This is a genomic window from Arthrobacter sp. Rue61a (assembly GCF_000294695.2).
GTDB lineage: Bacteria > Actinomycetota > Actinomycetes > Actinomycetales > Micrococcaceae > Arthrobacter > Arthrobacter aurescens_A.
The window spans coordinates 1,498,287-1,513,376 of record NC_018531.1; the positions used below are offsets into that span (position 1 = coordinate 1,498,287).

General features: G+C 63.6%; 10 protein-coding genes and 1 pseudogene. 9 read left to right on the plus strand and 2 right to left on the minus strand.

Annotated features, from left to right (window positions below; translation table 11 throughout):
- Positions 1-919: pseudogene (locus ARUE_RS06880) on the minus strand (LysR family transcriptional regulator).
- Between the two features lie 107 nt (positions 920-1,026).
- Here ARUE_RS06880 and tdh point away from each other — a divergent pair.
- The 4 genes from tdh (at position 1,027) to hutI (ending at position 5,872) form a co-directional block, all read left to right on the plus strand.
- On the plus strand, positions 1,027-2,073 hold the full coding sequence (gene tdh, locus ARUE_RS06885; RefSeq protein ID WP_011774180.1) for an L-threonine 3-dehydrogenase: 1,047 nt from the start codon (positions 1,027-1,029) through the stop codon (positions 2,071-2,073).
- Positions 2,074-2,119: 46 nt separating this feature from the next.
- Positions 2,120-3,313, plus strand: coding sequence for a glycine C-acetyltransferase (locus ARUE_RS06890; RefSeq protein ID WP_011774181.1), 1,194 nt, complete (start codon positions 2,120-2,122; stop codon positions 3,311-3,313).
- A 220-nt stretch (positions 3,314-3,533) separates the two neighbouring features.
- On the plus strand, positions 3,534-4,631 hold the full coding sequence (locus ARUE_RS06895; RefSeq protein WP_014921211.1) for an NAD(P)/FAD-dependent oxidoreductase: 1,098 nt from the start codon (positions 3,534-3,536) through the stop codon (positions 4,629-4,631).
- An 11-nt stretch (positions 4,632-4,642) separates the two neighbouring features.
- Positions 4,643-5,872 carry an imidazolonepropionase gene (gene hutI, locus ARUE_RS06900; protein ID WP_014921212.1) on the plus strand — a complete coding sequence of 410 codons (1,230 nt, stop codon included), beginning with the start codon at positions 4,643-4,645 and terminating at the stop codon, positions 5,870-5,872.
- 65 nt (positions 5,873-5,937) lie between these two features.
- Here the strand turns inward: hutI and ARUE_RS06905 are convergent, their stop codons facing one another.
- The gene (locus ARUE_RS06905) at positions 5,938-10,335 is read right to left on the minus strand and encodes an endo-alpha-N-acetylgalactosaminidase family protein (protein ID WP_014921213.1); all 4,398 of its coding nucleotides are present in this window, start codon (positions 10,333-10,335) and stop codon (positions 5,938-5,940) included.
- Between the two features lie 275 nt (positions 10,336-10,610).
- Between ARUE_RS06905 and ARUE_RS06910 the strand changes: the two genes are divergently transcribed.
- Genes ARUE_RS06910 through ARUE_RS06930 form a run of 5 tightly spaced genes read left to right on the plus strand, consistent with a single transcriptional unit; the run spans position 10,611 to position 15,090 of the window.
- Entirely contained in the window at positions 10,611-11,528 is a 918-nt protein-coding gene (locus tag ARUE_RS06910; protein WP_014921214.1) for an SIS domain-containing protein, read from the plus strand.
- A 10-nt stretch (positions 11,529-11,538) separates the two neighbouring features.
- Positions 11,539-12,474 (plus strand): ROK family protein, encoded by a 936-nt coding sequence (locus ARUE_RS06915; protein ID WP_014921215.1) that lies wholly within the window; start codon positions 11,539-11,541, stop codon positions 12,472-12,474.
- Positions 12,471-13,439, plus strand: coding sequence for a 1-phosphofructokinase family hexose kinase (locus ARUE_RS06920; RefSeq protein WP_014921216.1), 969 nt, complete (start codon positions 12,471-12,473; stop codon positions 13,437-13,439). The genes ARUE_RS06915 and ARUE_RS06920 overlap by 4 nt, the downstream gene beginning before the upstream one ends.
- Positions 13,421-14,275, plus strand: a complete 855-nt coding sequence (locus ARUE_RS06925; protein ID WP_014921217.1) for a class II fructose-bisphosphate aldolase — start codon at positions 13,421-13,423, stop codon at positions 14,273-14,275. The genes ARUE_RS06920 and ARUE_RS06925 overlap by 19 nt, the downstream gene beginning before the upstream one ends.
- Positions 14,276-14,298: 23 nt before the next feature.
- Positions 14,299-15,090 (plus strand): DeoR/GlpR family DNA-binding transcription regulator, encoded by a 792-nt coding sequence (locus ARUE_RS06930; RefSeq protein ID WP_014921218.1) that lies wholly within the window; start codon positions 14,299-14,301, stop codon positions 15,088-15,090.

Sequence of the window (15,090 nt, forward strand, 5' to 3'; positions counted from 1 at the left end):
TCAGCGGGGTGAGGAAAGCTCGGTCATGACGGTTTGAAGTGACTCGCAAACCGTCATGACCGATTTCCGTTTTAGCGTCTCGGGCCGGGCCAGGATGTCGATCTTGCGCACCGAATTCACCCCGGAAAGTGGACGCAAAACCACGCCGGCGTCCAATACACGGCGGGCCGTGAAGCGCGGCAATAGCCCGATCGCGCCACCGGCAGATACCAGCGCCGCCACGGTGGAATAGTCGTTGATGCGGTGCAGCACTTCTGCGGGCCGACCGCTCACGGCAACGACGGCGGCAAGGACGTCCGCGGGCGAGTAGCCATCGCGGCTGGTCACCCACGGCTCATCCACGACGTCGGACGGCTCCAGTTCGCGCCGGGATGCCAGCGGGTGAGCCGCGGGGAGCGCGATGTCCAACGGCTCGTCGGCGAGAGGAATCACCGCTACTTTGTCCCCAGGCCAGGTCGGGCTGTTGTCCATGCGGTGTGCCAGCACGAGGTCGTACCGGGCGGCCAACCCCGGAAAATCTTCCTGGGCCACGTCCTCATCGGAGAGTCGAAGGCGTGGCGACTTCCCGCCGTCGGACGCCAACAGCGCCGCCAACGGCGCAAACAGCGCCTGCCCGGCACTGTGGAAGGCGCTCACGCTGACCGGCGCGTCGGGAGCGTCGTGATAGGCGCCGATCGCCGCCCGGGCATCTGCCATGGCGTTCCCGACGGCGGCCCCCGCCTCAGCGAGGACGCGGCCTGCATCCGTGAGCACCAGTGCCCGGCCTTCTTTACGCGTCAACGGCACGTCAACGGACTTCTGCAGCAGGGCGAGCTGTTGCGGAAACTGCCGAGGGGGTCACCATCAGTGTTTCAGCGACGGCCTTGACGCTTCCTAAGTCTCCGAGCTCACGGAGCATCTGCAACTGATGAATTTCCATTAGCAAATCCTAAATCGTTGATTGAGAAGAATCTAGTTGTGCTAAATCGTTGGCGGGGCTCTAATGGACTCAGCAGCAGCGAAGCAGCCCCAGCAGTGAGGAATTCCATGAAGGCTCTCTACAAATCCGGACCGCACGCAGGGTTCGAACTCGTCGAACGTCCCGAGCCCGAAGCGGGCCCCAGCGACGTCAAAATCCGTGTGATGACCACCGGCATCTGCGGCACCGACCTCCACATCCAAAGCTGGGACGCCTGGGCCCAAGGCATCATCGAAACGCCCCTCATTGCCGGCCACGAATTCTATGGCGAAGTAGTGGAAATCGGCGAGGACGTCCGCGACGTCAAAGTAGGGGACAGGGTCTCCGGCGAAGGACACGTGGTCTGCGGAATCTGCCGCAACTGCCGTGCAGGACGCCGCCAGATGTGCATCCACACCGTCTCCGTCGGCGTGCAGCGCGACGGTGCCTTCGCCGAATACGTCGTCATCCCGGAAACCAATGTCTGGGTCCACCACGATGAGTCCGTCACCCCGGAACTCGGCGCCATCTTCGACCCCTTCGGTAACGCTGTCCACACCGCACTGAGCTTCCCGCTGGTCGGCGAAGACGTACTGATCACGGGAGCAGGTCCCATCGGACTGATGGCCATTGCCGTCGCCCGACACGCGGGTGCCCGCAAAATCGCCATCACGGACGTGTCCGCTCCGCGCCTGGAACTGGCCCGCCAGATGGGCGTTGACCTCGCTGTGGACGTGTCCAAGATGCGCGTCCGCGAAGCACAGCAGGAATTGGGCATGCGCGAAGGTTTCGACATCGGACTGGAAATGTCGGGACACCCCACGGCACTGCCTGAGATGATCGACAACATGAACCACGGCGGCCGCATCGCCATGCTCGGCCTTCCCAGCCAATCCATCGACATCGATTGGGGCAAGGTTGTCACCCATATGCTCACGCTCAAGGGCATCTACGGCCGTGAAATGTTCGAGACCTGGTACGCCATGAGCGCCATGCTGTCCTCCAATCCCGTACTGCACCGCAGCATCTCCGCCGTCGTCACCGACAAGCTGTCCGCAGCCGACTGGGAAAAGGGCTTCGAAATCGCCCGTAGCGGCACCGGCGGCAAAGTGGTCCTCGACTGGACCGAACTGTAACCGGACCGAACGGTAATCGGACCCCCGAAAAACTTTAGGAGCACCCATGTACTCAGCCATCAAAGACCAACTGCAGGGCGAACTCGACGAGATCCGGAGCGCCGGCCTCTTCAAGACCGAACGCCACATCGATTCTCCACAGGCAAGCCACATCGCAGCCGGGCAGCTCGGCCAGCCGGCCAACAAGGTCTTGAACTTCTGCGCCAATAACTACCTGGGCCTGGCCGACCACCCGGACATCATCGCCGCCGCCAAGTCCGCCATGGACGAGCGTGGCTTCGGCATGGCGTCCGTACGCTTCATCTGCGGCACCCAGGACCTGCACCTTGAACTGGAGACCCGCGTCTCTAAATTCCTGGGTACCGAGGACACCATCCTCTTCTCCAGCTGTTTCGACGCCAACGGTGGCGTGTTCGAGTCCCTGTTCGGCCCCGAAGACGCCATCATCTCGGACTCCCTGAACCACGCCTCCATCATCGACGGCATCCGCCTCAGCAAGGCTAAGCGCTTCCGTTACGCCAACCAGGACATGGCCGATCTCGAAGCCAAGCTGGTTGAGGCTGAGGGGTCCCGCCGGAAGATCATCGTCACGGACGGTGTCTTCTCCATGGACGGCTACCTGGCCCCGCTTGAAGCCATCTGCGACCTCGCCGAGAAGCACGACGCCCTGGTCATGGTGGACGACTCCCACGCTGTCGGCTTCATGGGCCCTACCGGCGCTGGCACTCCGGAGCACGCCGGCGTTTCTGAGCGCGTGGACATCTACACCGGCACTTTCGGCAAGGCCCTCGGCGGCGCTTCGGGTGGGTACGTCTCCGGTCGCGGTGAGATCGTGGCGATGCTTCGCCAGAAGGCCCGCCCGTACCTGTTCTCCAACTCGCTTGCCCCGGCCATTGTTGCGGCCACTATCAAGGCGATCGAGCTCGTGCAGGAATCCGGCGAGCTGCGGACCCGCTTGTTCGAGAATGCAGCGCTGTTTCGTCGCCGCATGAGCGAGGAAGGCTTTGAGCTCCTCGACGGCGAGCACGCCATCATCCCCGTGATGTTCGGTGATGCCGTGGTCGCTGCAAAAGTCGCGGACGAGATGCTCAACAACGGCGTCTTCGTCACGGCCTTCAGTTTCCCGGTAGTGCCGAAGGGCGTGGCCCGGATCCGCGTGCAGCTTTCCGCTGCGCACAGCGCGGACGACGTCGAAGCCTGCGTTCAGGCGTTCGTCAAGAGTCGCGCCGCGGTCGCCTAGCCCAACCCTCTCTCACGTCCCTCGGGCTTCCGGCCAACCCTCTCTCACTTCCCTCGGGTTTCCGGCCGACCCTCTCTCACGTCCCTCGGGTTTCCGGCCAACCCTCTCTCACTTCCCTAAGGGAAGTGAGAGAGGGTTGGTGTTTGGGGGTGGTCATGTGAGAGAGAGTGTGGCGGGGTGGAGCCTGTCCGCGGCTACCCGGGTCTGACAGGATGGAGCCATGGCTTCGAATTATGACGTAGTAATCGTTGGCGGCGGCATTGGCGGTCTGTCTTTGGCGGCAGCCCTGGCGGGTAAGTGCAGCGTGGCCCTGGTCGAGGCTGAGCAGTCATTGGCCTTTCACACTTCCTCTCGCTCGGCCCGGCAGCTGATCCCCAGTTACGGCCCGGCCGTGGTGCAGGACCTGACTATCCGGACATTGGAAATGCTGGCCGAAAGGGATGCCCAGGCAACAGAACCAATTCTGACGCGGCGAGGCTTCATGCTGGTAGGCGACGAGGAAACCGTGCGTGCAGAGGCCAGCGGAAACATGCACCCCATCTCCCACGATGAAGCCATGCAACTGTGCCCGGCCCTGAATCCCGAGTCATTCGCTGCAGCAGGGCTGGACAACGGTTCCTTCGGCTGCAACGCGCCCCTGTTGCTTGAGGAACACCGGCAATCCGCGGAAGCTGCAGGTGTGGACATCATCACCGGGGCCAAAGTTCACTCGGCCCAACGGCTGGGGAGTGGCTGGCAGCTGGGCGCCGGAACCGAGGGCCTCCAGTCCGGCGTCGTGGTCAATGCGGCAGGTGCGTGGGCCGATGAACTGGCTGTCATCAGCGGCGTGGAGAAGCTGGGCCTGCAACCCTATCGGCGGACCGCCGCGATCGTAAACGTCGAGAACCCGTTGACCCCGGAAACGCCCATGGTGTGCGCTGCCGACGATACGTTCTACTTCCGCGCCGAGGGCAATCAGGTGCTGATATCGCCGTCGGAAACCGTGCCCAGCGGCGCGGAGGACGCGAAACCCTACCCAGGTGATGTGGAGGCGCTGATCAACAAGCTCAACGCCGTAACATCGCTGGGCATCCGATCCGTGGACCGCGCTTGGACCGGCCTTCGGACCGAAGCCGCGGACGGAATCCCTGTTGTGGGTTTCGACGCCGAAGCACCCGGCTTCTTCTGGCTCGCCGGTCAAGGCGGCTACGGTTTCCAAACGTCTTCAGCCATTGCCGAGCTTGCGGCCGCCCTGATCCTCGGCGAGGTAAATGCCGACAGTCCGGAATCCCGGACAGCGGAGCAGCTCGCGGCCGTACGCTGGTCCATTCGGCGCTGAACAATAGGGTCATGAGCGCAACCAATTCTGCCAGCACCTTGATTACCAACATCGGCGAACTGATGACCCAGGACATGGAGCATCGGGTCCTGAAGGATGCCGCCATTGTGATCGAAGGAGAGCGCATCGCGTGGTTGGGGTCCAGTAAGGACGCCCCCGCGGCTGATGAGAACATCGATGCCCAGGGCCGCGCCGTCCTGCCCGGCTGGGTGGATTCACACTCGCACCTGGTGTTCGCCGGAGACCGCACGGCCGAGTTCGAAGCACGCATGGCCGGCGAAAGCTACAGTGCCGGCGGCATCGCCGTCACCACGGGCGCCACGCGCAGTGTCAGCGACGACGAACTTACCCGCCTGGTGCGGGACCGCGTGGCCGAGGCGGTCTCGCAGGGAACCACGTACTTGGAGAGCAAGACCGGCTACGGGTTGGACGTGGAGAACGAGGCCCGCAGCGCCCGTATCGCCGCAGCTGAAGTGGACGAGGTCACGTATCTGGGCGCCCACCTGGTCCCCGACGGCTCCGATCCGGAGGAGTACACCGATCTGGTGTGCGGCCCCATGCTCGACGCCGTCCTGCCGCACGTCCGCTGGGCGGACGTGTTCTGCGAGCGCGGCGCCTTCACGGAGGATCAGTCGCGTCGGGTCCTTAGGGCTGCGCGCGACGCCGGCCTGGGGCTGCGGGTCCACGGCAACCAGTTGGGCGAGGGGCCCGGTGTGGCATTGGCCGTGGAGTTTGCGGCTGCGAGCGTGGACCATGTGAACTACCTGTCGGACAAGGACGTCCTGGCGCTCGCGGGGACCTGGGCTGGCTGGGACCCTGCAACGGGAGCGGGCACCAAAGGCACGGTGGCTACGTGCCTTCCCGCGTGCGATCTGTCCACCCGCCAGCCCCTTGCCCCGGGCCGTGAATTGATCGACGCCGGCGTGCAGATCGCACTGGCTGCCAACTGCAACCCGGGGACGTCGTACACCAGTTCCATGGCGTTCTGCGTGACCACTGCTGTGCTCCAAATGCACTTGAGCGTCCACGAGGCCGTCCGTGCGGCGACGTACGGCGGCGCTTTGGCGTTGGGCAGGGAGTCGGGGAACGACGTCGACGGCGAGCGGGCGGTGGGTTCGCTCGCCGTCGGACATCGCGCAGACCTGCACATGCTCAAGGCGCCGTCGGCCACGCACTTGGCGTACCGTCCCGGGATCCCGCTGACGGGTTCTGTGTGGCGGGCTGGCGTGCGCGTCGTCTAAGAAAGCACTAGAGAAGGGCGGCGTTCCGGTGGGAACGCCGCCCTTCTTACTGAGGGAAAGATGGACTATGCGCAGCTGAACTTCGCGTCCGCCCAGTCGCCCCAGTCGTCGCCAGCGTCGTCGCCGTTCTTGTCAGCGATCAGCTCGACGTTTTGGACACCGGTGATGTCCACGTTGAGGGGGAATGCGGCTGAGTCGGCGCTGAGAACGGGAGTCCGGAGCAGTTCACGGCCATCACCCTTGACGATGAACACCGCGGATCCGTGCAGGCCCTTGTTCAGCTTGGCGTCGTCCACCCCCGCCACGGCGGTGAAGGCGGTGCACTTGGCCTCGGTGGCGATGCTGATTTTCGAGTCGGCGTGGACTCCTATGCCCTTGGAATATACGACGCCGTCGAGCCGCAGTGCTGGTCCGTCACCGGCGTTTTGCTCACCATTGGCCCGGTCCCGTTCGGCTGGGCCCCAGCCGTTGGTGCTGCCGATCCATGGCAGGTCCGAAGCGAAGACGGTGCCGGCGAGGACCGGTGCCGGAGGTTCCTGCGAGGTGGACGAACAGGTGAACCTGGCATCGGCCCAGTCGGCGTGGTCGTTGCCATTGGAGTCGCCGGCGTCGTTGGCTACCAGTTCAACGTACTGGGCGCCGGTGACGTCCACGGTGAGTGGCAGGGGAGCGCTGGTCGCTCCGAGTACCGGGGTGGTGACCTTGGTTGTGCCGTCGGCTACCACGGAGAACTTCACGCTGCCCCGCGTCGGCTGGGCGTCATCAATTCCCACTGTTGCTGTGAAGGCGGTGCAGTAGCCGCCGAGGTAGTAGCGGACAGTACCGTTGGCGTGGGCGCCGAGGCCCTTGGCGTAGACGGTGCCGTTCAGGGTGAGCGGTGTTCCGTCGCCGGCCCCGGTTCCGCCGTTGGATTGGTCCTTTTCAACAGGCCCCCAGCCGTTCGTGGCGCTGACCCAGGGGTGGTCGCTGGCGAACACTGTGGCCTGCGGCGGCTTGGGCAGCGTCCGCACGGTGGTGGTGGTGCTGATGGTTCGGCTGCCGGCCGGATCGATGCCTGACGAAGCAACGGTGTAGCTGGCCTTGGCGGTGATGGGGTAGTCACCGTCAGCGGAAGCCGGTGCGGTGATCTTCCACGTGGTGGTGAGGGTTCCTCCGGCGGGCAGTGTCGGAGCGGTTGCAGGCGTGGAAGGAGTTGCCGTCCAACCTTCCGGCAGTTCCAGAGCAACGGCCAGACCGGAGATGGCGGCAGGCTCATCGGAAACGAACGTGGTGACGAAATCCTGGGCCTTGCCCTGCTGGACTACGTCGCCCTGAAGTTCTGCCGAGAGTTGGGCACAGGCCGGGACGGCTTCCGAGGCGCCCAGGTCTTCTACCAGGAAGTTGTCCAAGGTGAAATCAGAACCGTTCGAGCTGCCCGTGCGCTGCAGTCCCACAAAGTAGTCTCCGCAGAAGCCGGTGTCCAGGATCTGCTCGAACCGTGTGGTGGAGGTTTTCGCTTCGATTGCCTGGCTGCCCGTCACTGCCGGTCCTGCTTGTGAGTCGTAGCCGGATACCCAGGCGTACTGCCCGGCTTTGGAGTTCTGGTAGTCGAAGGACACTTTGTACTTGTGGCCGGCTTGGAACGGCACGGATGCCTCGGTGGTGCGGTAGACCATGCCCGGTCCGCCATTGGGAGCGCGGTTTTCGTCGTGCGCGATCAGCGACCAGGTTCCGTCGAGCACTTCGTCGATGACGTTGGCGTCCCAACCTTTCTGGGTGAACGGTTCGTGGCGTTCGGTGATGTGCGTCCGCGGGTCCGTGGAACCTCCGGCGTCGCCCTTCACGAAGGGCCCCCAGCCTTGGTCCACGTTTTCGAAGTCTTCGCTCAAGACTCCGGTGGTTGGCACCCGGGTGGTTTTCACCGCCCGGAAGTCATCCACGCGTACGGTGGCGTCGCCGTCGGCCGCTTGGACAGTAACAGTGGCCTTGGTATTGTTCCGCGGCACGTCCACCAGCACCCGTACACGCTGGAATGCGGTCCCGTGCTTCTCGTCGCCGGCCACATAGTTTTCGGCGTTGGACGAATCGATGGTGACGCTTTCGGTCTTGCCGTCGATGTCGACGGAGAGCGTGGTGGGCCGCGTCTTGCCCGGTTGGATTTCAATCCAGGCGCTCACGGATTGGGTTCCGGCGTCGAGCTGCACGTCCTGGCTGATCGACGACGGCGTTGCCCCCATCTCGGCGAAGCGGCGGCCTTTGTCGTCGCGGACTTGGGTGACGGGGCCGGCGGGGTTCCACGGGGAAAGGTCGGTGCCGTTAAAGCCGGGGTCGTTGAAGGCCGTGCCTTCGCCGAAGTCGGCCTTCTTGGGCAGCTCTGCCTTGTTGTTCTTGGGAGCAAGGATGTAGGGCTGTTTGGCGTCCGCGGTGACGGTGACCTGTCCGTTGACCACGGGGACGTCGGCCACCTTCACGCGTCCGTTGTCGGTCAGCTTGAACTGTTCCAGCGAACTGGACTTGGCGAACTCCTGAGTAAGCGTCCAGGTGCTGGCGCCACCGGTGGGGTTGTAGTGGTAGAGCTTGTCAACCTTGCCGTTTTCTTTGGAGGACCACGGCAAGAGGTAGGTTCCACCCTGCAGCACGGATGTTCCGCCTACGGTGATGTTGCGGCCTTCGGCGGTGTTCCCGGTGACGGCCACACCATCGGCGAGCTCGATCCGCTCGGCAGTCCACTTGGTGATGGGGTGGTGCTGGAGGAACTTGGCCGGCACGTTGGCGGTCCAGACGTTCTCGCTGAAAGCATTGAAGTCGTTCTGGCCGGTCCAGCCTTCGAACTCCACGATGTGGCTTACGCCGAGCTTCGGGTCCGGGTTCCAGACGTCTGACTGTGTGTTGTTGATGAAGCGCAGGATCTGTGAGTTGATGCCCTTGTTGGTGGAGCCGCCGTATTTTTCGTCGTTGGCCCAGTGGGACCAGGTGTTGTTCCGCGAGAGGTGGTCAGCCCATTCGGAGCCCACCCGGAACCCGTTCTTCACCAGTTCCTGCTGTAGCCGTTCGGCGAGCCAGCCGAACTCGTAGTAGACGTCCACGTAGACGAAGTCCAGGTTCTTGTCGGTGGCTTCGCGGAGTTCCTTGATGCGCTGGGCGAGTTTGCCGGAGTTAATGTCCTCGCGCTGGTTCATGTAGTAGGACTGGTCCAGCCAGTTCCAGCCCAGGCCCTTATCGGCTCGAAGGAGGTCTTCGCTGAAGGACTTGGCTTCAGGGTAGATCTCGGTGGCGTTGATGTGGACACCGAAGCTGGCGTTCCATTCCTTGCCCTCCTTGACCAGCGTATTCAGGTCCTCGAGGCCGCCTGCGCGGGTGTTGAAGTTGTTGCCGTAGTCCGTGTTGGCGGAGTCGTGTCCCTCGCTGGTGTAGCCCTTGAGCATGGCTACTTGTCCGAGCCCGTCGGTGGCCAGGGAGATGCGCTTCACGTCATCAAGAGTGCGGAGGAACGGGTGGGTTGCCTGGGAGGCGAAGTTGAACGGGATGTGGGTGATCACATTGTCCGGGGTCTGTTCACCCTTGTTGGGGCTGACCTGGATGGACCTCATTGCTATCGCGGCGTCTTGCCAGTCCACACCGCCGTCGTTGTTGGCGTCAGAGGTGATGGCGACGCGGGTCCAGGGCAGTTCCTCGGTGGTGGTGGACCCTTCGGCGCGGTAGAGCCATTGGCCGCTGGCAAGCCCCATGTTCACCCCGCCGGCTCCGTCACTGACTGCCTGGCGCCAGAAGCGGCCGCGGTCCTTTGCGCCGGGGCCGGAGGACGTGTCGTAAAGGGCATTGGATTCGACAGCGGCACCCAGGGTTGCAGTGTTGGCCAGCGCGTAGGCCGAACTCTTGGCAGCGGCATCCAAAGGAGTGGACGCCGTGATCGGCGTGAACTCGTCTCCCGTCACGCTCCGGTCCACGGAAAGGTTGGCCGTGGACACCTGGGATCCTGGCTGCGTGGAGCCCACGGTCACCAGGTTCAACCGGGGGAGTTGCAGGGTCCTGACCTGGTGCTCCGCTGAGTCCTTGATTTCCGTGATGTTGAAGGAGACCACGTTCTTCTTCACTGACAGCCGGGCCTTGATCACGGTGTTGCCGAAGTCGGGAAGGGTAAGGACGTAATCCCTTGCGTCTTTCCCGGAGGCGGCGGATGTGCCGGAGACTGTGAACTCCGTGCCGTTGAGCGTGATGGTGCTCAGCCGGGTGGTGGTGCCGTCGAGGCGGGCTTTGCTTGCAGCGTCGGTGTAGCCGAGGACTTGTGGGAACGTGGTGCCGACGTCAACGCGGAGGTCGCCCGACGTGATGGTGGCAGTGTCGGCGGCGCTGACGATATCTGCCGGTTGGGTGGACGGGGCTGCGGCAGCGGGCGGAATGGCCAACAGGCCCAACGAGGATGAGACGACGACGCAGGCCAAACTCAACGAGGCGAGGCGTCCGGGGGATGACAAGCGGGGCATTATGCTCCTTCTTGATTTTTCCAAGCTATTAGCAATCATGTTCTTGCGGTCCCGACCAACACTGCTGCATGGGACATGAATTGACAAGAGTTAACACGTAGTTAACTTAAATGCACATACGGGAACACGTTTTCCTCCATTTGATGCCCCGCTTTCACGTGCCCGGCAAACGAGTGGTCTTTGCGCTCGGATGATCCTTGTGAGATCGAAAATGATCGTTTAGTGTTTCTATAGATCAGAAAACGTCATTAAGCTGAGCGGGAGCGGAACACACGATGAGCGAGAACACACTGGGCGCCTTCATGGAAGAAGAGCTGGTTTCCCAGCCCGAGGTTTGGCAGCGCGCCGTGGAGCAGGCCCGTACGGAACAGCTGCTTCCCGCCGACGGCAAGCGCATTGCCGTGATCGGGTGTGGCACGTCCTGGTTCATGGCCCAGAGCTACGCCGCTGCCCGCGAATCCGCCGGTAAAGGGGTCACGGATGCGTTCGCTGCGTCCGAGGCTTTCCTGAACAGCAACAGCCCCGACCGCCAGTACGACGCCGTTGTGGCCATCACGCGGTCAGGTACCACCACTGAGGTGCTTGAGATTCTGGCTGCGTTGAAGGGGATCGTCCCCACTGTTGCAATCATCGGCGACACCTCATCGCCGATTATTGACCTGGCAGACGCCATAGTCGGCCTTCAGTACGCCGATGAGCGCTCCGTGGTGCAGACCAGATTCGCTACCACGGCGCTGGTCTACTTGCTGACCAGCCTTGACATTGATGTACAGCAGGCAATCGAGGATGCCCGTGACGCAGTGACGGCAGAGGTTTCCCAGGAACTCTTGGATGCCGAGCAATTCACCTTCCTCGGCACCGGCTGGACGGTTGGGCTGGCCCACGAAGCCGGCCTTAAGATGCGCGAAGCCGTGCAGGGCTGGACCGAGTCCTACCCCGCAATGGAATACCGCCACGGCCCCATCTCCATCGCCGCTCCCGGCCGCGTCACCTGGTTGTTCGGAGACCAGCCCGAGGGCTTGGACGCTGACATGGCCGTCACAGGCGCGCTCTACATCAGCACGGATAAGCACCCTCTGGCTGAACTGGCACGTGTCCATAAGGTGACCCTGGAGCGTGCACGCGTCCGTGGCCTGAATCCGGACCTGCCCCGCAACCTGACGCGCTCCGTTATTCTCGACGCCTCCGCCTAGGCATCCCGTCATGGTTCTCGGAGCCGCAAAATCACCGGTCCTGTCATTCGACGTTGGCGGGACGGATATCAAGGCTGGTTTGGTGGACGCCCGGGGAACTGTCCTGGGCATGCGCCGCGTCCCTACGCCGCTGGATCCGGCCCGCCCCGGCGAAGCGGTCCTGGACAGGCTCGCTGAGCTTAAAGCAGAGTTGGCCTCGGAGTTTCCGGAAGCCCCCGCCAAGGCAGCAGGCATCATTGTCCCCGGGATCGTGGACTCCGTGGCCGGAGTGGGTATCTACTCCGCCAACCTCGGATGGCGTAACTTCCCGTTCAAAGCCGAAGCCGAAAAACGGCTCGGCATCCCCGTCGCGTTCGATCACGACGTCCGTTCCGCTGCGGCTGTGGAACACAGCTTCGGCGGTTCCAAAGAGTTCAACGATGTTGTGGTGATGGTGGTAGGTACCGGCATCGCAGCAGCCGTGTTCTCCGGCGGAAAGGCTGTTACCGCCGGCGGTTTCGCCGGCGAACTCGGCCACGCCCAGGTACCGGACCCCGACGCCGCCCCAGGCGCCACCGGCTCCACCATCCTGGAAGCAGTGGGCTCAGCCGGGGCCATTGCCAAGCGGTACCACCGGGCATCGGGAAACACGGTGGACGGTGCACGCGGAGTACTGCTCAGGGCAGGGGCAGGAGACTCAGTCGCTGCACGCGTTTGGGACGATGCCGTTGATGCCCTTGCTTTCACCATCTGCCAATGCGTGAACATCATTGGTACTGAAGCCGTGGTAATCGGCGGAGGCCTCGCTGAAGCCGGCGACGAACTGCTCGAGCCGCTCCGCAAACGGGTTGACGGGATCCTGGACTTTCAGCGTCGGCCCCAACTTATCCGTGCCCAGCTGGGACAGGACGCAGGCTTGCTCGGTGCGGCCCTGAATGCCCGGGCAGTGTTAGGAGGCGCACAATGAAGCGAGCCAACGTGAACCGCATTATCACCGTCACTCCCAATCCGGCCATCGACATGACCTACACGGTTCAAGGGATCACCGAGGGCTCAAGCCACCGCGTGCCCACGCCCTTGAGCCGTGCAGGCGGCAAAGGAATCAACGTAGCCCGGGTCACTCACCAACTCGGATACCCCGTGCTCGCCATTGCACCCACCGGCGGTGCGGCGGGGCAGACCCTCGCGGCTGAACTATGGACCAGCGGAGTACCGCATGCCTTGGTGGGAGTCGCCGCCGAGACCCGCCGCAGCATCGCACTGGTGGATACCGTCGCAGGAGAGACCTCCATCTTCAATGAGGAGGGCCAAGCGCTCCTTCCCGACGACTGGCGCTCACTCCGGATCGCCGTGGTTGAGGCCGTGAGCGGGAACCGAAACCTGCCGGCCTCCGTCTTGGTCGGTTCCGGAAGCCTGCCGCCGGGCGCTCCCGCGGACTTCTACCCGGAACTTGTGCGCCTGGCCCACGACGCCGGAATCCCGGCCATCATCGACACCTCCGGGCCCGGAATCATCGCTGCGGCCAAAGCCGGCGCCGACATCCTCAAACCGAATCATCACGAGCTCGCCGAAGCGACGGGGGAAACCAGCCTTGAAGCAGCGGCCCTGGCTCTGATCGACATGGGTGCCCGCATGGTCCTCGTCAGCGCCGGCGCGGACGGCATGCTTGCCTTCGACCACGCCGCCCCGGGCGGCTACTGGAGCGCCCGTCTGCCGGAAGCGCTCAGTGGCAACCCCACAGGGGCGGGCGACGCCGGTGTGGCCGCTGCCGCCGTCGCACTCGCCGAAGGCATTACCGAGCCACGCGAAATTCTTCGCCGGGCCACTGCGTGGTCGGCCGCAGCCGTTCTCATGCCCGCCGCGGGGGAAATCTCGCCGCGGTACCAGGAACTTCAAGACCAATTGATCGTGACATGGAAGGAGACCCGGTGACCCTGGTCAATACACGGGAACTCATGGACAGGGCCGCGGCTGCGGGGACGGGTCAAGGCGCCTTCAACATCATCCACATCGAAACCGCCGAAGGCCTGGTGGCAGGGGCCGAAGCAGCCGGTGTTCCACTGATCCTGCAGATTTCCGAGAACTGCGCCAAGTACCACGGTGGACTCGAGCCCATCGCGGCGGCAGCACTGGCAATCGCCCGTTCAGCCGCGGTGCCTGTTGCCCTCCACCTGGACCATGCAGAATCCGAAGACCTCGCGCTGGCCGCAGTGGACCTTGGTTTCGGTTCCGTCATGTACGACGGCGCGCATCTGCCCTACGAACGGAACGTGGAAGTCACGCAACGGGTTGCACAGTACGCCCACGCGCGCGGCGTTTACGTGGAGGCCGAGCTCGGGAAAGTGGGCGGCAAGGACGGAGCCCACGCCCCCGGTGTCCGAACAGACCCCGCCGAGGCCCAGACATTCGTGGAGGCAACCGGCGTGGACGCGCTCGCCGTTGCCGTGGGCTCCTCCCATGCCATGACCGAACGCAGCGCCGCGCTGGACCTGCACCTCATCATCAGGCTGAAGACTGCAGTGGGAAAACCACTGGTCCTCCACGGCTCCTCCGGTGTGACAGATGACATGCTCATAGCCGCTATCCGCGCGGGTATGACTAAGATCAACGTATCCACACATTTGAACGGGTTCTTTACCCGCGCCGTCCGTGAGTATCTCGATGCCAACCCTGCAGTGGTGGATTCCCGGAAATACATCAAGGCCGGCCGGGATGCCCTTGTGCTGGAGTCTGCACGTATGCTGACGCTGTTCGCCAAAGCGAATTAGCTGGAACCCGCGAAAGGCTTGTCATGACCCGCACCGATCGGCTGACTGCCATACTCGACCTCCTGGCCGAGTCCGGCCATGTGGAAGTCGAGGACATCGTGACCCGCCTGGGCGTGTCACCTGCCACGGCCCGCAGGGATCTTGACAGCCTGGCCAAGCAGCGGTTGCTCAGCCGAACACGTGGTGGCGCCACAACCGGGTCCGTTGCCTACGACCTCCCCGGCCGTTACAACCGCGACGACCATGCTGAGGCCAAGCAGGAAATCGCCTTGGCTGCTTCGGCGTTGATCCGTCCCGGTGCAGTCATTGGCCTCAGTGGCGGTACCACCAACACGGCGTTGGCTCAGCTGCTGTCCACCCGCGAGGACCTCAACGCGCCATCCCACACGCCCACCCTTACCGTGGTCACCAACGCGATCAACATCGCCTCGCAGCTTGCGGTCCGACCCAATATCAAGATCATGGTCACCGGGGGAATCCTCAACCCGCGCTCCTATGAGCTGGTGGGACCCTACACGGACGTCATCATGCAGAAAGTTGCTTTGGACATTGCGTTCATTGGCGTCAACGGCGTGGACCCGGACCTCGGCCCCACCATCACCGATGAAGGCGAAGCCATGGTCAACACCGTGATGGCACGCCGCGCCACGGAATCCTACGTGGTGGCCGACTCTTCCAAAGTGGGTCGTCGCTCCTTTGCCGCGATGGCAGGCTACGACTTCAGGCACCTCATCACGGACTCCGGCATCAGCGCCGAACACAAAGCGGCGTTCGAAGCCAAGGGCACAGAAGTCATCGTCGCACCTGCCGGCTAG

Coding starts and splice junctions, on each gene's coding strand:
- ARUE_RS06895 (WP_014921211.1), top strand. CDS start 3,534: ATGGCTTCGAATTATGACGTAGTAATCGTTGGCGGCGGCATTGGCGGT.
- ARUE_RS06930 (WP_014921218.1), top strand. CDS start 14,299: ATGACCCGCACCGATCGGCTGACTGCCATACTCGACCTCCTGGCCGAG.
- hutI (WP_014921212.1), top strand. CDS start 4,643: ATGAGCGCAACCAATTCTGCCAGCACCTTGATTACCAACATCGGCGAA.
- ARUE_RS06915 (WP_014921215.1), top strand. CDS start 11,539: ATGGTTCTCGGAGCCGCAAAATCACCGGTCCTGTCATTCGACGTTGGC.
- ARUE_RS06925 (WP_014921217.1), top strand. CDS start 13,421: ATGGAAGGAGACCCGGTGACCCTGGTCAATACACGGGAACTCATGGAC.
- ARUE_RS06905 (WP_014921213.1), bottom strand. CDS start 10,335: ATGCCCCGCTTGTCATCCCCCGGACGCCTCGCCTCGTTGAGTTTGGCC.
- tdh (WP_011774180.1), top strand. CDS start 1,027: ATGAAGGCTCTCTACAAATCCGGACCGCACGCAGGGTTCGAACTCGTC.
- ARUE_RS06910 (WP_014921214.1), top strand. CDS start 10,611: ATGAGCGAGAACACACTGGGCGCCTTCATGGAAGAAGAGCTGGTTTCC.
- ARUE_RS06890 (WP_011774181.1), top strand. CDS start 2,120: ATGTACTCAGCCATCAAAGACCAACTGCAGGGCGAACTCGACGAGATC.
- ARUE_RS06920 (WP_014921216.1), top strand. CDS start 12,471: ATGAAGCGAGCCAACGTGAACCGCATTATCACCGTCACTCCCAATCCG.